General features: G+C 35.7%; 16 protein-coding genes and 1 pseudogene. All 17 read right to left on the bottom strand.

The window, feature by feature from the left end; genetic code table 11:
- Positions 1–123 precede the first annotated feature (123 nt).
- On the bottom strand, positions 124–981 hold the full coding sequence (locus GGQ92_RS01450) for a replication-relaxation family protein (protein WP_184243832.1): 858 nt from the start codon (positions 979–981) through the stop codon (positions 124–126).
- Positions 978–1,455 (bottom strand): annotated as a pseudogene (locus tag GGQ92_RS16325) (IS4 family transposase); the annotation flags it as partial. The gene GGQ92_RS01450 and the pseudogene GGQ92_RS16325, both read right to left, overlap by 4 nt.
- Positions 1,456–1,746: 291 nt before the next feature.
- Positions 1,747–3,027: an McrC family protein gene (locus tag GGQ92_RS01445; protein WP_184243830.1), complete on the bottom strand. Its 1,281-nt coding sequence runs from the start codon at positions 3,025–3,027 to the stop codon at positions 1,747–1,749.
- Positions 3,028–3,033: 6 nt separating this feature from the next.
- Positions 3,034–5,340, bottom strand: coding sequence for an AAA family ATPase (locus tag GGQ92_RS01440; RefSeq protein WP_184243828.1), 2,307 nt, complete (start codon positions 5,338–5,340; stop codon positions 3,034–3,036).
- A gap of 567 nt (positions 5,341–5,907) precedes the next feature.
- Entirely contained in the window at positions 5,908–7,239 is a 1,332-nt protein-coding gene (gene glnA, locus GGQ92_RS01435) for a type I glutamate--ammonia ligase (protein WP_184243826.1), read from the bottom strand.
- A gap of 256 nt (positions 7,240–7,495) precedes the next feature.
- Positions 7,496–8,725, bottom strand: coding sequence for a methionine gamma-lyase family protein (locus GGQ92_RS01430; RefSeq protein ID WP_184243824.1), 1,230 nt, complete (start codon positions 8,723–8,725; stop codon positions 7,496–7,498).
- On the bottom strand, positions 8,694–9,965 hold the full coding sequence (hflX, locus tag GGQ92_RS01425; protein WP_343068755.1) for a GTPase HflX: 1,272 nt from the start codon (positions 9,963–9,965) through the stop codon (positions 8,694–8,696). The genes GGQ92_RS01430 and hflX overlap by 32 nt, the downstream gene beginning before the upstream one ends.
- 137 nt (positions 9,966–10,102) lie before the next feature.
- Entirely contained in the window at positions 10,103–10,327 is a 225-nt protein-coding gene (gene hfq, locus GGQ92_RS01420; protein WP_184243822.1) for an RNA chaperone Hfq, read from the bottom strand.
- Between the two features lie 37 nt (positions 10,328–10,364).
- Positions 10,365–11,300 carry a tRNA (adenosine(37)-N6)-dimethylallyltransferase MiaA gene (gene miaA / locus GGQ92_RS01415; RefSeq protein ID WP_184243820.1) on the bottom strand — a complete coding sequence of 312 codons (936 nt, stop codon included), beginning with the start codon at positions 11,298–11,300 and terminating at the stop codon, positions 10,365–10,367.
- Positions 11,301–11,344: 44 nt separating this feature from the next.
- Positions 11,345–13,183 (bottom strand): DNA mismatch repair endonuclease MutL, encoded by a 1,839-nt coding sequence (gene mutL / locus GGQ92_RS01410; RefSeq protein WP_184243818.1) that lies wholly within the window; start codon positions 13,181–13,183, stop codon positions 11,345–11,347.
- 5 nt (positions 13,184–13,188) lie between these two features.
- Positions 13,189–15,795 (bottom strand): DNA mismatch repair protein MutS, encoded by a 2,607-nt coding sequence (mutS, locus tag GGQ92_RS01405; RefSeq protein WP_221437188.1) that lies wholly within the window; start codon positions 15,793–15,795, stop codon positions 13,189–13,191.
- Positions 15,796–16,042: 247 nt separating this feature from the next.
- On the bottom strand, positions 16,043–16,600 hold the full coding sequence (gene cotE / locus GGQ92_RS01400) for an outer spore coat protein CotE (RefSeq protein WP_184243816.1): 558 nt from the start codon (positions 16,598–16,600) through the stop codon (positions 16,043–16,045).
- Between the two features lie 226 nt (positions 16,601–16,826).
- Complete coding sequence (locus GGQ92_RS01395) at positions 16,827–17,249, bottom strand: YlbF/YmcA family competence regulator (RefSeq protein WP_184243814.1); 423 nt, start codon at positions 17,247–17,249, stop codon at positions 16,827–16,829.
- Positions 17,250–18,827, bottom strand: coding sequence for a tRNA (N6-isopentenyl adenosine(37)-C2)-methylthiotransferase MiaB (gene miaB / locus GGQ92_RS01390; RefSeq protein ID WP_184243812.1), 1,578 nt, complete (start codon positions 18,825–18,827; stop codon positions 17,250–17,252).
- 74 nt (positions 18,828–18,901) lie between these two features.
- Positions 18,902–19,819, bottom strand: a complete 918-nt coding sequence (locus tag GGQ92_RS01385; RefSeq protein WP_184243810.1) for a dipeptidase — start codon at positions 19,817–19,819, stop codon at positions 18,902–18,904.
- 92 nt (positions 19,820–19,911) lie between these two features.
- The gene (locus GGQ92_RS01380) at positions 19,912–20,172 is read right to left on the bottom strand and encodes a stage V sporulation protein S (protein WP_184243808.1); all 261 of its coding nucleotides are present in this window, start codon (positions 20,170–20,172) and stop codon (positions 19,912–19,914) included.
- A gap of 121 nt (positions 20,173–20,293) precedes the next feature.
- Positions 20,294–21,091 (bottom strand): TIGR00282 family metallophosphoesterase, encoded by a 798-nt coding sequence (locus tag GGQ92_RS01375; protein WP_184243806.1) that lies wholly within the window; start codon positions 21,089–21,091, stop codon positions 20,294–20,296.
- Between the last annotated feature and the right edge of the window lie 198 nt (positions 21,092–21,289).

The following is a 21,289-nucleotide window of genomic DNA, read 5'->3' as shown; positions in this document are numbered from 1 at the left end:
CAATCTATTATTTCGAACGCAAAAAAGCTATAGTACATTACATACTAAAGCTTCACTATTGCCTCTTCTAAGTTTCTTTAATATTTTCTGTAATATTAAGTTTTTCCCACTTCCCAAATGGTCCTAAGTTTGCCTCAGGGAATTCCACACCATAGTGAAAAAATGCCATATGCCAAAAGACAATTCAGTATCAGTCTCATATACAGCACAGTGTGGTAAATCCTCTACATTCGGTATCTCAGTGGTTGTCCATAAAATTGGAACAAAGTGTTTTACGACTAAATTTTTATGTGTATCAAATTTTAACCAATGTAATATCCTATCATACCGAACCCTACCTTCATCAGCAGGACGATTAGCAGCCCAAAATGCCACAGCTCCTTCTACTCCCATAAATGTATCCTTGTATGGGAAATCACTTGAGTCTTTCATGTTATAAACAGAGTTATCGGAGTCTATTTGCACAGCAAACTTTCCAGTAAGTTCCTCACTATAATAATAGTCTTTAATAAACGAAGTTAAATCACTAATTGAAGTAACGTACAAATCTATAGAACGAACATAATCACCCATTGTTTCAAGCCAACTATCTATAATAGTTTGTGTTCTTCTCTTATTCCATGAAGACTCTAAGACAAAAAGAATAGTTTTAGGAATTCTATCCTGCTGTTCTTTCTGTTTAAGATGATCAAAATAACTAAAATAGCCTCTAAATTTTTCTTTCAGCATACTACTACTTTCAGTTGCACGATCTGCTTCTATGGAAACAATTTTATCGTTAATAAACAACTCTGCGTCTGGCCTATATTTCGATTTCTTACCCTCTTGAACCTGCCATACTACAGCAGCATATCTATTATCTCTCCATTTAATATCATCTTTAATTGTGCTGTTAAAAGTATTAACATGAACATAAGTTTCTGCTAATAAAGTGTGAAGATAAAGGAATTTTTTTGATGGTGGTTTTATTAACTGACTCAACTTTCGCAGTCTAAAACTGGCATGATACCTTGATATAGTTAGGCAAACCCGCAATCCATTGTTGTAGTTGATTATTTATTATTTTTTTGAATTTTTTGTTGGTTGTTTTAGGGTATCTTTAAGAAGCTCGATCAATTGCTGTAGTGCCACAGCCCAATCAAGTTCATTTATTTCATCGCACAACTCAAAAAACATACCACCTAAAGTCCGGTCATCGGTACTGCACCAATTTTGCCATGAAAGAACGATATATCTTGTAAATACAATAGTTGTATGACTGATAAGTGCATCATACGAACGGCTCTGAAACTCTTTTTCTAGCTTTAAAAGGGACTTCGTTGTTTTGAAAAAGACTTCAATGTCCCCGCGCATACCATAGATACGAATGATTTCTTGATCACTCAGGGTGCAATCCGTACTCAGAATGACAAGCCAATCACTTTTCTTATTTCTATTACGTACGAAAACAATCTTACAAAGTATATAATACTAATATCCATGTGTAATAAATGTGTAAAATTATTTCAAATCTAACCTTTTTAAGCCTTTTTCCCGCAAAACAAAAAACACCTACAAACATTGATGTATCAACATTTGCGAGTGTTATATCGTTTCTTAATTTAAATCGTTGTTACCTTAATAAAAGTGACAGGCACCACCTGTGGAAAAATGTAAATTTGAAGTGCCTGACGCTTTGAACCTGAGGCAATATCATATTAACCACTCGCTAGTTCGCTTAGCTTAAGAGGAAGAGATCCTGGAAAATCATTCCTGTCCCCATGCCCCACCCTCTCTCACTATTCTCCCGAGCTCGTCTGCTCCAAGTCCTTCTTCATGGATATACATTTGAACGACTGTAATTTTGACTTCACAATCTCCCATCACTGGTATCTGATATTCGGCAATTGGATTTTTCATTGTATGATGGCCTTTGAACTTCGGATAGATTAGATACACTTGGCTACAATTATACCTAGCCGCATATGTGACCATTTGATATAAGTCCGCTTCTCGAACCGTTACTTCACTGCCTTGAAAAGGGTTCTTATATTTTGCATCTACAATGACCTTAATTTGACCATTATTTGAAACTGTTATATCTGGTTTCAAGCGATAGCCGACATTAGGAACAAGGTCTTTTTGTGGGGCCTCTTTTCTTACGCTCCATCCTTCTAAACGATCAAAATGACCCTTGAAGGCAGTAAAAACGGTATGCTCAAACAATTTATGGACTGGCACAAGGAAAGTTAATGTAGTCGGATCTCCCTTCATCATTCCAGGCTGTCGTTTCAACACAAAAGCCTTTGCTAATTCTACAATTGGTTTATAAGACTCATTTAATCGATTGAACCGCACCTTTTTGAAAGTATGCTCCGACAACCAAATCATCTGAACATCTTCTAAGTAAATAAGCCCCTTCTTCAACAAAAACTTATTTTCTTTCCGCTTTGTTACCTTTAATAAGTGGGTAATAACTGTTTTAATAATTTGATTTATGATTGTATTTTTCGTAAAGTGATTGTATTCGACTACATGGGTATGAAGTAAGCCATGACTTGCTTTAATACTTTCGTTGAATAAAATTTTCCCTTTTATTAGCCCAGATTTCTCTATTATACTTTCATAATTCCGATGAACATTGCAGTTATATAAAGCAAGAAACCTCTTGATAAAGATTGAAATAAATATTTCCAAGATGTCACTATCGAAGTTTGCTACTGTCTGAGCATCAGGTATTTCTTTTACATTTATAAACCCAGAGTAAAATAACATGCGAAATAGTAATGCAATTGATTCTTTCTGTTCCTGCTTTTCATCCATTATACTCGTATATTGATATACTTTTGGTAGTGTCTGAATCTGAAGGTTTTTTGTTGCTACAAAGCCAACATAGTGCTTCATGAGTAGTTTATTATCTGCTCTAAACAGCAAGTTTTGTTTGCCCCACAGCGGTTCTAATGACAGTAATTCTTCCACTTCACTTCCCGATAGCTCCACATTGGAATATCTGTCTTCAAAAATAGTAATCATTCGCTTGCTATACATACGATTTTAGGACCCTTCATAAATGTTAACGAGAGCTTGTTCAAATTCTGACGGTTCATCTCCTGATCTACGATGATTTAAAAAGTGGATACTTCCTGTGTCATTAAAAAATGATGTCCCTACTAATTGCTTAATCGTATCGTAGTCATTGTAAAAATACTCACTGATCAAAGGTAAAACCTTGTAATACCACGTAAAAAATAAATCATCCACTGTTATCACACCCATGAAATAAGAATGACCAATTCGGTGGTCCCGGTCCAATAGTTCAGTAATATCTCCATTAACTGCATCTAGTAATTTGCCTAAGTGAACAGCGCCTACTTTCAACGCTACATCCAGATGCGCTTTCGAAAAAACATTACTGTCCGGTTCAAGCTCCACAAAACTAAAGCGCCTTCTTAGTGCAGTATCTAGCATGGCAATCGAACGATCAGCAGTATTCATCGTGCCAATAAGGTATAAATTACTAGGAAGCTTAAATGGTTTATTGGAATATGGTAGAGTGATTGACAGTGTTTCCCGCTTATCTTTTTCGATTAAAGTAATCAATTCTCCAAAAATCTCAGAAATATTACCGCGATTAATTTCGTCAATAACTAAATAATAAGGACGGTCTTTTGGCTCTTCCTGCTCTACCTCATTGTTAGACTCCACGAGCACCTGCACATCGGATATATCAAGGCGATTAAGCTCATAGACTGTTTTCATCGTTAAGTTTACTTGACCATTTTGTTCGTAAATGGAAACGGGTTCTTCAAATTCTTTAAGCCAAACTACATCCCGAGTATGGTGGTAATTCATGTTTGGGTTAAACTTGTATTTACTTTTAATAACACCAACATCACGTATGGTTGTCGGACTATCATAAATAAGAACAATGTCGCCCTCTTTCATTTCATTGACCAAGTTATTTAGACTATTCGCATCATTACTTGGATTAGGTGCATCGTCCCCACGCTCCGCTTTAAATTTTTCGAAAAAGTCTTGTTTTGCAAAACCTTTGCTTAAGTCCTTGCCATAAATCCACCCTACAGCAATAATGTTATTTTGTTTGCATTGTTCGTAAATATGAGACTCATCTCTTTGCCCTAAGGAAACCTTCCAAATTCGTGATCCTTCATTTATTAAACCGACATTACTATTATTTCGGAGGCTTTGTGTTGAGGCTGTTTCAACGATTCTTTTCAGTATGCCGCTCTCCACTTTATATTGGAGTACTTGTTGATCCGTATCTTCCTCCAACACCTGTGGTCGTATTCCTTCAATAAATTCTTCATACGAATAGGATTGGTGGAACGTAATAAACTTCACACGTTTTTCTTTCTCGATCTCATTAAATGATTTAAATGCTCCAAATTGATTTTGCTCAAAGGCCTCGATAATTCGATGCGTCGCATAAGTTTTACCCGTGCCTGGTGGTCCATACAAGATAAGATTGGGATTAAAATTCAATAGTTTTGCGTAGAGTTGGTAGTCTTCTAATTCAGCAATGATGTTTTCTTCATCAATCTCATCATCGCCTTGTTGCGGATCATCAGGATCTTGTTGATTCGTACGATTATTTCTTTTCCGCCCGACGAGAACACTATCGTAGAAGCTTACTGGATTACTCACAACAAAGTAACCGTCTTGCTCTAATCCTGAGATAACTTTTTCTAAATAATTTTTCTTTCGCATTGATTCTTCTTTCGCAAACGTATGTAATTCTTTCAACGTATATCGTTCTGCTGGAGCATTTTTCTCTTCATAGATTCTCTTCAATGGACGATACTGATGAAAAGCACCATCCTTGTATACTTTGATATTCGTAATTTTCAGTCCAGCGGTTTTATCAATGGAAACCACAATATCATGGTCTTTTAAAAAAGTGAGTTCATGATCAGAATAGGCTATGTATATATTTCGTTCGTTTTCAAAGCGAAAGTCTCTGATCTCTGGTGCATCTTCATTAATAGTTATTTCAAAAAAGCCACAACCGATCGTTGGCTTTGCGATTTTGTTTAATAAGTTAAGATCAAGATCAAAGTAAGGATATTTAATGAATTGCAAATAAGGGACTGGCTCTTTAAAAGAACGAACTTCATCAAAAATGACTACTTCATTACTTTCTTTATTTATGTTATTAGGGACTTCGCCATATCTGCTGACCTGCCACAATCCAATAACCTTTGTGTTCACAATAGGAAATACATAGTCTCCTAGCTCAATGCCACCATACCATGAATTCCCTTTAGGTCCAGCTGCATAAAACTTCTTTTCAATTTGATCTGGCTTTGCTTTATCGAATTTCCCAAAAAAGACTCCCGACATTACCTTACACTCCTGTCATATATGTAATAGTTTCAATTTATTTAGAGGTTCAGGGACAATGTTCCTGTCCGAGGCCACTGAAAAAATACCCTTATTTTCTTCATTGACACTTTGTAATTCCTTCTTTCTTTTCAGACTTATAAATCTCCCTCTATTATACTTACTTAATATAATTTTACCATTTCTTATGACCGAAGACTCACTACAATCTGAATAATCAGAGTGAAAATATCGTTTAAAATCAATAGATATTCACTATTCTCTCAGGAAGACCTTGTGTAAAAAATGTGTAAAATTATTTCAAATTTAACCTTTTAAAGCCTTTTTCCCGCAAAACAAAAACACCTACAAACATTGATGTATCAAATTTGTGAGTGTTTTATCGTTTTTAACTCGTTTTAACCTAAAGCTACCGGTGGTCGGGGTCGAGCTATATCTACATAGCTTCATTATAAATTAATAATAATTGTAGTGAATTGCGGCATTAACATTGATTGCATTCATCAACTTAAAATATTCCCACAAAAACAAACCCCTCAACACTCATTGTGTCAAGGGGTTAAATAATTAAAACATTTGCATATACTGTTCTCTTTCCCATGGGTGCACTTGTGTGCGGAACATATCCCATTCTATTTCTTTTGATTCGATAAAGTTTTTGACAATGTGTTCTCCTAAAGCTTCCTGTATCACTTTATCTTTCTTGAGTTCTTCTAACGCATCTTTTAATGTCGCTGGTAATTCAATGATACCATTTTCTCTTCGTTCTTTTTTATCCATTTCATATACATTACAATCTACCCCAGTTGGTGGTTGTAATTTACTTTTAATGCCACTTAGTCCCGCTGCTAATAAAACAGACAGTGCCATATAAGGATTAGCAGATGGATCTACACTTCGTACTTCTACTCGGGTACTTAATCCTCGTGAATTTGGAACACGGATTAATGGACTTCTATTTGTACCAGACCATGCCACATAACTTGGTGCCTCGTAGCCTGGAACTAAGCGCTTATAAGAGTTAACGATTGGATTTGTGATGGCAGTAAATCCAAGTGCATGCTCTAAAATTCCTGCAATAAAATGGTAGGCTGTTTCACTTAGTTGTAATGGACCATTCTCGTCTAAAAACACATTTTGATTGTCTTTAAAAAGAGACATATTACAATGCATCCCTGATCCGTTCACACCAAACAACGGTTTTGGCATAAACGTTGCGTGCAAGCCGTGTTTTCTAGCAATCGTTTTTACTACTAATTTAAATGTTTGGATATCATCCGCATGTTTCACAGCATCCGAATATTTAAAATCAATCTCATGTTGACCAGGAGCTCCTTCATGGTGAGATGCTTCTATTTCAAATCCCATTTCTTCTAGCTCTAAAACAATATCTCTTCGGCAATTTTCGCCTAAATCCGTTGGCGCTAAGTCAAAATAGCCACCCTTATCGTTCAGCTCAAGTGAAGGCTCTCCTCTTTCATCAAGTTTAAAAAGGAAAAATTCTGGTTCTGTACCAATATTAAATGCATCGTACCCCATATCTTTCGCTATTTTAAGATTCTTTTTTAAATTATAACGAGGACATCCTTCAAATGGAGTTCCATCTGGCTTATAAATATCACAAATAAAACGAGCTACTCTACCTTTTTCACTTGTCCATGGAAAAATTACAAACGTATCTAAGTCTGGAGATAGCTTCATATCTGATTCTTCAATTCTTACAAAACCTTGTATAGATGAACCATCAAATACCATTTCATTATCAAGTGCCTTATCTAACTGACTTAAGGGAATTTCAACGTTCTTAATCGTACCTAATAAATCTGTAAACTGTAATCGAATAAATTTTACATTTTCTTCTTCAATAATCTTTTTAATATTGTCCCTTGTATACCCCATGCCTTTAAACGCTCCTTCTGTCTAGAATGAAAGAATACAGTATTCTTTCTGCCATATGAAGTTTTCCCTATTTTTAAGAGTTCAAACAGGCACTTATATAGCTTCACCTAAAAAAATAGTTTGAAATTCTTTAAAACTGAACCACGACCCTATTTTTCTATAAAATAATTATACAAGAGCATTTACCTCTGTCAATAAATGTTAGGAATAAAATATATATTTGTTTGAGATATATTTTATCGAATGTACGAATAATTTATTCGATCGTTCTGATCGCTTGGATAGCATTTGTTACCGCGATTTTTACATGCTGGTACGTTAATCCACCTTGCACAAAGGCAGTATAAGGCGGACGAATAGGGCCATCAGCCGTTAATTCTAAGCTTGCACCTTGAATAAATGTCCCAGCCGCCATAATGACTTCATCTTCATATCCAGGCATTGGTGCTGGATATGGTAAAACGTGTGAGTTAATTGGTGAATACTTTTGGATTTCCTGGCAAAATGCAATCATTTCTTCTGCTGAATGGAAATTAACGGACTGAATCAAATCGGTACGAAAATCGTTATATTTCGGAGAAGTTTGGAATCCCATTTCTTCGAGATAGGCAGATGTAAAGATAGCTCCCTTTAAAGCTTCACTTACGACATGTGGTGCTAAAAATATACCCTGATACATTTCCTGTAGCATTCCGATACTTGCACCAATTTCCTTACCTATCCCTGGTGCTGTTAAGTGATAGGATGCAAGTTCAACAAGTTTATTCTTCCCTACAATATAGCCTCCAGATCTCGCTATTCCCCCACCTGGATTCTTAATAAGTGAACCTGCTATTATATCTGCACCAATATCTGTTGGTTCATATGCTTCTACAAATTCACCGTAGCAATTATCGACAAAAATAATAATATCTTTGTTCCAACTTTTTATTGTTCGTATGATTTCCTCCATTTCATGTATTGTTATAGAAGGTCGTTCATCATAGCCTTTGGAACGTTGGATAGCGATTACCTTTGTTTTTTCCGACATTTTTGCTTTTACTGCATCCAAATCAACCTTTTCATTATGTAAAGGAATGCTTTGATAAAGCACTCCAAAATCAGTAAGAGAGCCAGGCGAATGACTCCTTGCTCCGATTACTTGCGTTAGTGTATCGTATGGTTCACCAGTTATATACATAAGCTCATCACCGGGACGTAACACGCCAAATAACGCAATGGTTATCGCATGTGTACCTGATACGATTTGAGGACGTACAAGCGCGTCCTCAGCCCCAAATATAGAAGCATATACGCGTTCAAGCTTATCCCTACCATAATCATCATATCCATAACCAGTTGTCGGGTTAAAATCACTATCGCTTACCGAGTGGTCACGAAATGCCTGTAAAACTTTCTCTTGGTTCAATTTTTCTATCTCTGAAATATTATTAAAAATAGGTTCAAGCTTCTTCTCAATATTGATCGTTGTCATACTGTTTGTCATTCTTTTGATACTCCTTTATTACCTTCATGATGTCATGGGTAGGATTTACATATCCAATCACATCATAACCTTTTTTATCTTCCTCATAGTAAACTTCTTCTACTAGAGATTTTTTCTTCAGTAACGATAAGTTATTTGCTCTTTCATCCGGGATAAAGGTATGATACTTGTCCCATTGTTCCTTAACCATTATACATGTTTTGTCTAAAATTTCTTTAATCGAGCTTTCGCTTAGTGCGCTTACAAGCAAGTAAGGTACTGAATGTGGCAAGAAGCTATCTTCGCTAATTAAATCCTTTTTATTATATAACGTGATTAATGGGATATTTTCGGCATTTAACTCTTTTAGCTGACGATAAACCGTTTCCTCATGGTCTTCTTTATTTGGCGCAGATAAATCTACAACATGGTAAATAAGATCTGCTTCTTGTACTTCCTCAAGAGTTGATTTAAAAGCAGCAATTAATCCAGTTGGAAGGTCTTGTATAAATCCAACGGTATCTGTAATAATCACTTCTAATCCAGTTGGAAGACGTAGCTGTCTTGTTAATGGATCTAACGTTGCAAAAAGCTTATCCTCTTGCAGTGAGTCACTAGCTGTTAAATGGTTAAACAATGTAGATTTTCCCGCATTTGTATAACCTACGATAGCAATTTGAAAAGTATTTGTTTTCTCCCTATAAGAACGATGTTGTTTACGTCTGTTAACAATCACTTTTAGGCGTTTCTCAATATCATTAATCCTTCTAAGTATATGTCTTCGGTCTGATTCAAGTTTTGTTTCACCAGGACCTCTTGTACCGATACCTCCACCTAAACGAGATAATTCTAACCCTTGTCCCTGTAACCTTGGGAGCATGTAATTATACTGCGCTAACTCGACTTGGAGTTGTCCTTCTTTCGTCTGAGCACGTGCAGCAAATATATCTAATATTAATTGACTTCGGTCAATAACACGAACACCTAGTTCATCCTGTAAATTTCGTATTTGCGTTCCAGATAGCTCCTCATTAGCAATAATGAGATCTATTTCCTCTAAATCATGTTCTTCCTTTATACTCTCTAATTTACCTTTACCTAGATACGTAGCACGGTGTGGTGAAGTTCTTTTTTGCACAATTTCCTGTATTACTTCTCCTCCCGCAGTTGTAACTAAGGACTTTAACTCATCTAACGAATAATAAAAGTGAGCTTCTTTCTGTTTATCATTAAGTACGGCAAGTACTAATACTTTTTCGATTTGAATCCCATCCTTTTTAAAAATCTGGCGTTTTCATTATTTTCAACATTCTTCATTTATTTATGTTAGCATTCTAATTTAATCGTCCAAATAAAAAAAAGCGCTACGTCTAGCATAGCGCCATTAGTATTCTCTTATTACTCTTTTTCGATCGTTATATTTTTTGACGGAACGAAGGTAGAGATTGCATGCTTAAAGATTAACTGTTGTTTTCCCTCAGAATCAAGAAGAACAGTGAAGTTATCAAATGCTTTTATTACTCCTCGCAATTGAAATCCGTTCGTGAGAAAAACAGTAACCGGTACACGTTCTTTTCTTAGTTGGTTTAGGTACTGATCTTGAATATTTACTGATTGGGACATGGCAAATCCTCCTCTATTTTCTCTATAGTTAATAATTCTATTTTTCTTTTAAGAATCCTGCCAAATCATGCAAAATATTTTGAAAAACATTATCTTTTTCTGTTGGAAGCATTGAATACCAATGAACAGGAAGTTTATTTTTAAACCAAGTGAATTGGCGTTTCGCATATCTCCTTGAATTTCTCTTCAACAATTCTACGGTTTCTTCTAAACTCTGTTCCCCTCTGAAATAAGGAATAAACTCTTTATAACCGATTGCTTTCATTGCTTGAGCATTTTCGTTCGTATTATTAAGTAATCCTTCTACTTCATCGAGCAAGCCTTGCTCCATCATTAAGTCGATACGTTGGTTAATCCTATCATACAATAAGACACGGTCCATTTCTAAACCAATGAGAAAAGCATCAAATTGCATTTCATTGGATTGTTTCTTTTGATATTCAGACAATGTAAGACCAGTCTGTTCGTAAACTTCTAATGCACGTATTAATCTTCTTGTATTATTCGGATGAATTTTTTGCGCTTGCTCGGGATCAACCTCTTTTAATCGTTTATAAACATGATTCACACCATATTTCTCAAGCTCTTGCTCAATTTTCTCTTGTATAGCTTCATCCCGCTGTTGCTTAGAAAATTGATAATCATAAAGAACCGATTGAATATACAATCCTGTTCCTCCAACTAAAATTGGCAATTTTCCTCTTGAAGAAATTGAACGTATAGCTGCTTGTACATCCTTTTGGAATTGCGCAACAGAATAATCCTCATTTGGTGATAATATATCGATTAAATGATGAGGGATGCCCTTTTTTTCTTCCTCTGTAATTTTTGCTGTCCCAATATCCATACCCCTGTATATTTGCATGGAATCTCCGCTAATCACTTCTCCATTATATTTTTCAGCAATTTCAATCGAGAGTGCAGTTTTCCCCACAGCAGTCGGTCCAACAATTACGACTAACTTTTCCTTCATAACTTCACATCCAAGTTGCTATATTACTCTTTTCTATCATATCATTACATAACTCTTTTGAACATTTTTTCCATTTCATACTGAGAAAAATGAATGATAATTGGTCTTCCATGCGGACAGGTAAACGGCTCCTTACAATCTCTTAAATGATCTAATAAAACTTGCATATCCTGTTTATCCAAATAATGATTCGCTTTAATCGATCGCTTACAAGACATTAGGATGGCAGCTTCTTCTCTCAATTTATGAATATTAATCGACTGATCTTTAATTAACTGATCTACCATATCTCGTATCATTTCATTCTCCTCACCTTGTGGGAACCATTGAGGATGAGAACGAACAATATACGTATTTTGGCCAAATAATTCGAAAAATAACCCTACTTGTTCCAATTCCTCTTTAAATTGCTCAATCAGTAAACTTTCTTGTTGAGTAAATTCAAAAGTTAGAGGAACAAGTAGTTCCTGCAACTCATTGGTAACTTCACCAATTTTCTCTCGATAAAATTCATACTTAATACGTTCTTGGGCTGCATGTTGGTCAATAATGTATAAGCCTTCCTCATTTTGAGCCATAATATACGTTCCGTGATGTTGCCCAATTACCTCTAATTCCGGAACACGTTGTTTCTCTGAAGTCATAGTTGTTGTAGTTTCTTCCACTGTTGAAATAGGTTGACTATCCATTTGGCTGTTGTTCTCCTGAAGAGGTGGTGCCACTAATGCATCGTTACTTGAGGATTTCTCGTCAGCCCGCTCATTTGTAACTGAGTTGTTTTCAGGTGAGTTCGTTTCGTACTGATGAATTCGATCCGAATCTCGTCTAGTTTCAAATTCAAATTTTGGCTGAATACTCTTTTCTCTAATATACTTCGGCTCTGTACCAGAAGGAATTAATATTTCTTGATGCAGTCTATTTTTTATCATCTCTTCAATTGCTTGTAGTAGTTCTTTTTCTTTACTAAAGCGCACCTCTAATTTAGTTGGATGGACATTGACATCGACTAGAAATGGATCCATCTCGATATTGAGTATGACGATCGGCTGCCTACCAATCGGTAAAAATGTATGATAACCAGCTTCGATGGCTTTTGCGATACGAATACTTCTTACATACCGCCCATTAATTATCGTAGTGATATATCCTCTAGACGCACGATTCATTTCCGGCCTTGCAATATAACCATCTATTTTGTAGTCTAGTGTGCTTGTCTCGATTGGAATCATTTGTTTGGCAACAGACATTCCATATACCGCACTTGCTATCGATAGAAGTCCACCTTTACCAGTCGTTTGAAATAACTTTTTCCCATTATGATGTAACTCAAAACGAGTTCTTGGATGAGAGAAGGCCATACGATTGATAATATCAGTTATATGACCTAGCTCAGTATGAACTGTTTTTAAGTATTTAAGTCGCGCTGGTGTATTATAGAACAAATTCTCCACTAGAATGTCTGTACCCTTTCTAGCATCCGTTCGACTCTCTGAAAGAACCGAGCCGCCTTCTTGGATAATCGTTATTCCTGCTTCTTCACCAGTAGAAGTTTTTATGGTCATTTTGCTTACGGAAGCAATACTCGGTAAAGCTTCTCCACGAAATCCTAGTGTACGCACATGAAAAAGGTCGTTTTCGCTTCTAATTTTACTTGTCGCGTGTCGCAAAAATACACGTTTTACTTGTTCGTGTGGAATTCCAGTTCCATTGTCAATCACTCGGATAGATTGTAATCCTGCTTCACTAATTTCGACTTTAATGTTCGTGCTACCAGCATCAATACTGTTTTCTACTAATTCCTTTACAACAGAAGCTGGGCGTTCAACTACTTCACCTGCTGCTATTTTATTAGCTAAGTGTGGTGGTAATTCCATTATATCCATTTCTATCACCCTTTTTTCTTAGCTTGTTTGTTTAATTCATAGAGACAATTTAATGCCTGCATTGGAGTCATTTCTAATATATCGAGATTTGAAATTGTTTTAATAATTTCACTCTCTTTTTGATTACTTGATGGCAGATTTTCTTTATTATCGACAAAAAAGGTTAGTTGCTCAGCATCCACTTGCTCGACCGATTTCGGATCAGCTTTTGTTTCTGTTGGAGGATCATTTTTAGAGCTTCCATTTTCTAATCTTTCGAGAATGATAGAGGCACGTTGTATTAAATCCTCTGGAAGTCCAGCTAATTCCGCAACATGAATCCCATAGCTTTCGTCTGCCGCTCCTTCACGTACTTGGTGAAGAAACACTACTTTACCATTAATCTTTTCTGCTCGAACATGGATGTTTTTTAACCTACTCAACGTTTTTTCTAAACTAGTTAACTCATGATAATGTGTAGAAAAAATCGTCTTGCACCCTATATGTTCATGAATATGTTCGATTATTGCTTGAGCTAACGCCATACCATCATATGTGCTCGTCCCTCTACCTAGTTCATCAAATAATATCAGACTGTTTTTTGTAGCATGAGAAATAGCATTATTTGCTTCTAACATTTCGACCATAAATGTACTCTGACCAGAGACTAAATCGTCTGCTGCACCAATTCGGGTAAATATTTGGTCAACAATTGACAGTTTTGCCTTTTTAGCTGGAACGAAGCAACCAATCTGCCCCATTAAAACGGTTAAAGCTAGCTGCCTCATATACGTACTTTTACCAGACATATTTGGTCCTGTAATTAATAGAATTGGTTGTTTATTATCCATTTCTATTGTATTTGGAACAAACTCTTGGCTATCCATAACTTTTTCTATAACAGGATGGCGACTTTCTTCCAAATATAACGTATCGTTATTTGAAAAAGTTGGCCGAACGTAATCATTTTCCTCACTTACCGTTGCAAAACTTTGAAGTACGTCTATCTCACTAATGATACTTGCTAAATTTTGTACATAAGGAATAAATCGTTTCGTCTGTTCGCGAATGTCCAAAAATAATTGATACTCAAGATCGATCATGTTATTTTCAGCCTCAAGTATAATTGTTTCCTTTTCTTTCAGTTCCTCTGTAATAAAACGTTCTGCGTTAGTTAGTGTTTGTTTACGCTCATACCTTCCCTCAGGAACTAGGTGCAAATTTGCCTTTGTAATTTCGATATAATAACCAAACACTTTGTTAAAACCAATCTTTAATGAACGAATATTTGTAGCTTCTCGCTCTTTTTGTTCTAAATTCGCAATCCATTTCTTTCCGTTAGTAGATGCATCTCGATACGTATCCAGTTCCTTATTGTAACCACTCTTTATAATATTTCCTTCTGTAATTGAGACAGGCGGATCATCCATGATACTTCTTTCTAGTAAATCTAATAATTCTGGTAAAGGATTGATTTGTTTCGATAACTCTTGAATTTCTTTTTTGGAAAATTGCATCAATAACTGTTTGATAATTGGAATCTTTTGCAAAGAATTTTTTAACTGTATAAGGTCTCTTGCATTGACGTTTCCAAATGCTACACGACCAGTGAGTCGCTCTAAATCATATATAGATTGTAACGCCTCTCTAATTTCTTGACGTTGCATAAAATCTTCATAGAAACCTTCTGTCTTCTCTAATCGACTTTCAATTGACTCCTTAGATAATAAAGGACGTTCTAGCCATTTCTTTAACTTTCTCGCTCCCATTGCTGTAACTGTCCGGTCTAACACCCAGAGTAAGCTACCGTATTTTTCCTTTCTCATAAAGGAAGAAGTGATTTCTAGATTTCTTTTCGAGAACATATCTAAAAGCATATATTCATTTAATTCGATATATTGCGCATTCTTTAGATGCTCAATTGTTCTTTTCTGTGTCGTATGAATGTAATCGTATAATATCATGCATGTATGACGAAGCGCTTTGTCCTCAATCTCTTCTAGAAAGGAATTAGGTACTGTTGACAGTTTAGATGCATCTACAAGAGAGACGGTAATCTTCATTTTATCTTGTAATTCTTTTATATATGCTTCATTAAATCCACTCTCAACAACTACTTCTTTAATCGGTCTATTATAAATTTCACTTAAAACTCCATTCCATCCCCTAGTAATCCTCATTACGGATGTTTCTCCGGTAGACATATCGGTATATGCAAAAGCAAAATAATCATTTTCCACATAGTGAATCGAGGCTAAATAATTATTTTCTGTATCTTGCAGCATTGTACCTTCCATAACGGTTCCTGGGGTAATCAGCTGAATGACTTCCCGCTTTACTACGCCCTTAGCTGTTTTAGGGTCCTCGACCTGTTCACAAATAGCTACTTTGTAACCACGTTCAACTAACGTCTTTATGTAATTTTCTGCGGAGTGATACGGTACTCCACACATAGGAATACGATCTTTAGATCCTCCATCACGACTCGTTAACGTGATTTCCAGTTCTCGTGCTGCTCTTTGTGCGTCTTCAAAAAATAACTCGTAAAAGTCACCTAATCTAAAAAATAAAAAACAGTCTTGATACTCTGCCTTTATTTTTAAATATTGTTGAATCATTGGCGTGTAACCCATTATATTTCCCCCAACATCGTTCGAATTCTTGTTCTATTATAGCACAGAATCGACAAAATACGTTATCCTTCTGCAGGAAGTAGGGGTTGAAAAAGCTAGATAATTAAAGTATTCCCTTATACTTTCTACTATGTTTTTCTAGATGTATGTAATCCCTTGAATAATTCCATGAGAGAATTTAACATACCATAGAATCCTTTATTTTTGTTCAAAAAAATACAGTGTGGATTTGGCCACACTGTATCGATTAATCATCCTCATTTAGAAAGTCTGTATCGAGTTCATCGAATTCTTCGTCACTTATTTCTAAATCCCATTCTTCATCATCATGTACTTTTCCTTTCGGATCTACCTTCACTACTACTTTTGTCTCTCCTATTACTTCTACTAAAAATTCTCTCTCTACTTCAACTTTTACTTTATTTCCTTTTTCCGCAATGCTACATTCTAGACAATTTGGTTGTTGTATGACTTTGGCATGAACATAAGCTTCGTCACCAATATTGTTCTTATCCCTTATCGTAAGTGGTACTTTATCACAATATTCTACTGTTTCGGATACAACCTCTGTTTTGGAGTTATCATTAAATGCGTACCAAACATTCACATCATATTTACCATGTATCTCCACTTTATCTTTTCCAGCTAATTTAGCATGGTAATGATGATTGATTATCCAGCATCCTAAAATGCTGGAGGGACGATGGTCAGCTGTTATTGTGTTCGTATCCTTTGTGAATTTTCTTCCTTTTCCTGTAACAGCTTTTGTGATAATTTCACGATATTGCTGATCAAGAAATGACATAGGCTCATAACCTCCCTCTCGTTTCTTCTCCATCATATGCAAGATATTCACCTAGAGTGCTTGTTGTTTATTTTTTAAATAGGCACTCTTAGATTCTAATTTATCCTATGCATATGCCCAGGGAGGTGTGTATTCCGTTTAGTGGACTTTTATAGAAAAAAACTCCGAATGGTACCGACAGAATATCGGTCATTCAGAGTCATGTAAATCCAATCAGATCGTATGCTTAGTTAGAGAAGGTTTGTTGTCTTTTAGATCCTGTTTCTCCATGTAAAACATTACCACCTGTAGAGCGAATAATTTCATTTGTTATTTCACGAGCAATTGTATTACTTACTAGCTGTAATAAATCATTAATAACTACTTGTGAATCTTTAAATTCTTGTACAATTGGAATTTCATCGATTTCCTTCTGTAAACGGTCAAGTTCAGCTTCAACTTTTTTAAGTGCTTCTTCTTTACCATAAGCTTGGAAATTAACTGCTTGTTTTTGTAGAGCTTTTATCTTTTTAATATTGGCTTGTACTTTTTGATTTTCATTTAACTTTGCTTCTAATTGCTTAAAGCGATCTATTTCTTCCATATTAGCCATCATATCAGCTAATTTATGTGCTTTTTCTAATACTTCTGCTTTTGTATATTTTGCCATTTAATTCACCTCAACTGCCGCTTCAACCAATTCCCCGTCTAGCGTCCATGTTTTTGCGTTTACTATTTTCACTTCTACTATTTGCCCAATTACTGACTTAGGTGCTCGAAAGTTTACTAATTTACTTTTCTCTGTATAACCGGAGAGTACATCAGGATCCTTTTTACTTTCCCCTTCGACTAGTACCTTGACGGTTTTACCAACATAGTTCTTCATAGATTCTGCTGATTTTTCATTAACTAATTTGTTTAGTCGTTGTAATCGTTCTTTCTTTTCTTCCATTGACACATTGTCTTCCCATCTTGCTGAAGGTGTCCCTTCACGTGGAGAGTAAATATACGTGTAGGCAGCTTCAAAACCAACTTCTTCTACTAAAGATAATGTTTCCTGGAATTGCTCTTCTGTTTCATTTGGAAATCCAACGATAATATCTGTCGTTAATGTAACATTCGGGATCGCTGCTCTAATCTTTCTTACTAATTCTAGGTAATCCTCCCGTGTATATCGACGAGCCATGACACGTAAAATATCTGAGCTACCAGACTGAACTGGTAAGTGGATATGATCTACTAAATTGCCACCCTTAGCTAATACTTCGATTAAATGATCATCAAAATCTCTTGGGTGTGAAGTTGTAAATCGAATTCTAGGTATATCAATTTTACGTAATTCATCCATAAGATCACCTAGTCGATAATCTATATCCAAGTCTTTACCATATGCATTTACATTTTGGCCAAGTAGAGTAATTTCTTTATACCCTTGGGCTGCTAAATGACGAACTTCTTGAATAATATCTTCCGGAAGTCTACTTCTTTCCTTACCTCGTGTATATGGAACTATACAGTACGTACAGAACTTATCGCAACCATACATAATGTTTACCCATGCTTTTATTTTACCTTTTCGTGCTTTCGGGAGATTTTCAATGATATCTCCTTCTTTGGACCATACTTCTACTACCATTTCTTTAGAGAACTGGGCTTCACTAACTAAGTTTGGTAAACGGTGAATATTGTGCGTACCGAAAATTAAATCGATATGTGGATGCTTTTTCAATATACGATTTACAACAGATTCTTCCTGCGACATACATCCACAAACACCAAGAATTAGGTCTGGCTTTTCCAACTTTAATGGTTTCAAGTGACCGATTTCTCCGAATACTTTATTTTCCGCATTCTCCCGAATCGCGCACGTATTTAGTAAAATAATATCTGCTTCTTCGGTGACTTCTGTTGGCGCATAACCCATTTGCATTAAAATACCTGCCATCACTTCTGTATCATGTGCGTTCATTTGACAACCATATGTACGAATTAGGAATTTCTTCCCTTGTCCAAGCCCTCTAAATTCTTCAGCTATATCAAAATCATAATGAATATCTACATCTTTCTTTCTACGACTTCTAGCCTTTTTTAAATCAGGCACTTCATATGTAGTTTGGAAGTATTTAGAGATTAATTCATCACTAGACATATTTTTTAGGCGATCTAGATTTTCATCCACTTCGGATTTTACGTCCGATGAATGAGTAGTAGTAATTTGTTCGGATTCTAGACGCTGTTTTTCGTTCATTATTTGTACTCCTTTCAAGTCAGCAAACTTCTTCATCTATTATAGGGGATTTTATATAGAATTACAAAGACCAATTACGAAGGGAACGTACGAAGGAAATTCTCAAAACAAATTTTGTCCACAATTTCTTTATTAAAATTTCTCTCCAATTCATTTACGACTAGAGACACTTTATCTATTGTCGGAACTTCTCTTATAAGATAATCTGTTCCGTCAAAATCGGACCCTAATACGATGTGATTTTCTGCACCATATTCAATTAAATAACGTATATGCTCGATTAAATCTTCTAATGTTGCATAATCTTTTAACGTTAAAAAATCTGTTACGTACGTGACCCCTATCAATCCATTCTTTTTTATTATCTGATCAATTTGATATTTTCGTAAATTTCGAGTATGTGGAGTAATAGGATATACGTTAGAATGTGATGCGATTGGATAAATAGCTTGGTTGATAACATCGTCAAACCCTTTCAAGGAAATATGGGACAGATCTACCCATATGCTTTGCTCATTTAGATAGCTAACTACCGAATGACCAAATCTAGAAAGACCTCTATTTTCTGGCTCTAATATTCCATCAACCACCTTATTTCGGTAGTTCCAAGATAAACCTACCATGCGCACTCCTATGCTCACTAATTTCTTAAGTTTTGTTATATCTTCTCCAATACAATCTAATCCTTCAAGCGTAAGCATTGCTCCACGCTCGTTTTCCTTTAGATCCAAGATATCTGTTTTAGTTACAATTTGGCGTATATTTGAATGAGGTTTCAGAATTTCTTCATAAAAAAGTTGAGCCATCTCAAGTGCAACTCTAAATTTCTCCTGTTGTGGTACTTCAGAGGGCACGAAAATAGCAAAACATTGTACCTTAACATTACTTTGCATCCATCTTTCGTAATTTACAGCCAAATAAGGATCATTCCGAAACGAAGCTCCGTTAGACCACATTTTATAAAGAGCATCACAGTGACAATCAATTAACATGAACTCACTCTTTCTTTTTAAGATTCAACAAGTAAATACATGAAAAGATAGAAAAACCTGCTTGTATAAACAAACAGGTAGTGATTCTGCTATTATCTAGGCTCTACTATTAATTTAATAGCAGTACGTTCTTCATTATCAATCATGATATCTGTAAATGCTGGAACACAAATGAGATCTACACCACTTGGAGCTACGAAACCTCGAGAAATAGCGACGGCTTTTATCGCTTGATTCAGTGCACCCGCACCAATAGCTTGTATCTCTGCTGAACCTCGTTCACGTAGTACGTTTGCAAGTGCGCCTGCTACAGAATTTGGATTTGATTTAGCTGAAACTTTTAATATATCCATTCCTGGTACCTCCTTCAATTGCTATTGTCATTCCCACTTTAACTATATTCAATAATATGAAAGATATTCCTATTTATTAGTACGGGGAAGAAGGTGTTAACCAAGAAATGTATTCACTAAATTAGTCTAACAAAGGCTTATCGTCATTAATAAGAATTCGAGTAATTTTTATTGCTTTTCCAGTTTCGGGATTCACGTCAAATAGGACTCCACTTAATTGATTTCTTCCTTCTTTAGGGACTTCAAAACGTACTGGTAATCCAGTCATAAACTTTTTCAATACAGCTTCTCGTTCCATTCCTAAAATACCATCATATGGTCCTGTCATCCCTGAATCCGTAATATAGGCAGTACCTTTTGGTAAAATTCGTTCATCCGCCGTTTGAACATGGGTATGCGTCCCGACAACTACACTGACTTTTCCATCTAGATACCAGCCTAACGCTTGTTTTTCACTAGTAGCTTCTGCATGGAAATCTAAAAAAATAAGATTCGTCCGTTTTTTCGCTTGTGCTATGAGCTCGTCAGCTATTCTGAAAGGATCGTCTACAGGTTGCATAAACGTTCTTCCTAAAAGGTTAATGACCGCAATTTCTTGTTGATTCGATTTGATATAGACAATATCATTCCCAGGTGTCTCTGGCGGTAAATTTCCCGGTCGCACCATATATTTGGCATCATCAATAAAGGAAAAGATTTCGCGTTTGTCCCATGTGTGGTTACCCATTGTAATAGCTTGGGCACCCCACTCAAGTAAATTCTTGTAAATTTTTTCGGTAATACCCTTGCCGGCTGCCGCATTCTCTCCGTTAATAATAGTAATTGCTGGGTTATACTTTTGTTTTAGTTTGGGTAAATAGTATTGGACCATATCTCTTCCGGGTGATCCAACAACATCTCCAATAAATAAAATCCGCATTGGTTCCTACCTTTCTATGTTAGCTATTCATAGTTTTACATACTGAATTGCAAATGTCAAAAAGACTAAATAACTGGAATCAACTACATAATCCATTGATTTTAAACTGCAAATTCAATTTTTAGATGGAACATAAAAAAGCTCCAATCATTCATTCTTAACGATTGGAGCCTTTTTGCTTTTCATTTAATTCGAAAG

Source organism: Gracilibacillus halotolerans (genome assembly GCF_014206945.1).
Classification (GTDB): domain Bacteria; phylum Bacillota; class Bacilli; order Bacillales; family Amphibacillaceae; genus Gracilibacillus; species Gracilibacillus halotolerans.
The sequence above is the reverse complement of the archived record's forward strand: the minus strand, read 5'-3'. Positions and strand labels throughout refer to the sequence as shown.

Coding starts and splice junctions, on each gene's coding strand:
- GGQ92_RS01445 (WP_184243830.1), bottom strand. CDS start 3,027: ATGTATAGCAAGCGAATGATTACTATTTTTGAAGACAGATATTCCAAT.
- GGQ92_RS01440 (WP_184243828.1), bottom strand. CDS start 5,340: ATGTCGGGAGTCTTTTTTGGGAAATTCGATAAAGCAAAGCCAGATCAA.
- glnA (WP_184243826.1), bottom strand. CDS start 7,239: ATGGGGTATACAAGGGACAATATTAAAAAGATTATTGAAGAAGAAAAT.
- GGQ92_RS01430 (WP_184243824.1), bottom strand. CDS start 8,725: ATGACAAACAGTATGACAACGATCAATATTGAGAAGAAGCTTGAACCT.
- hfq (WP_184243822.1), bottom strand. CDS start 10,327: ATGTCCCAATCAGTAAATATTCAAGATCAGTACCTAAACCAACTAAGA.
- miaA (WP_184243820.1), bottom strand. CDS start 11,300: ATGAAGGAAAAGTTAGTCGTAATTGTTGGACCGACTGCTGTGGGGAAA.
- mutL (WP_184243818.1), bottom strand. CDS start 13,183: ATGGATATAATGGAATTACCACCACACTTAGCTAATAAAATAGCAGCA.
- mutS (WP_221437188.1), bottom strand. CDS start 15,795: ATGGGTTACACGCCAATGATTCAACAATATTTAAAAATAAAGGCAGAG.
- cotE (WP_184243816.1), bottom strand. CDS start 16,600: ATGTCATTTCTTGATCAGCAATATCGTGAAATTATCACAAAAGCTGTT.
- GGQ92_RS01395 (WP_184243814.1), bottom strand. CDS start 17,249: ATGGCAAAATATACAAAAGCAGAAGTATTAGAAAAAGCACATAAATTA.
- miaB (WP_184243812.1), bottom strand. CDS start 18,827: ATGAACGAAAAACAGCGTCTAGAATCCGAACAAATTACTACTACTCAT.
- GGQ92_RS01385 (WP_184243810.1), bottom strand. CDS start 19,819: ATGTTAATTGATTGTCACTGTGATGCTCTTTATAAAATGTGGTCTAAC.
- GGQ92_RS01380 (WP_184243808.1), bottom strand. CDS start 20,172: ATGGATATATTAAAAGTTTCAGCTAAATCAAATCCAAATTCTGTAGCA.
- GGQ92_RS01375 (WP_184243806.1), bottom strand. CDS start 21,091: ATGCGGATTTTATTTATTGGAGATGTTGTTGGATCACCCGGAAGAGAT.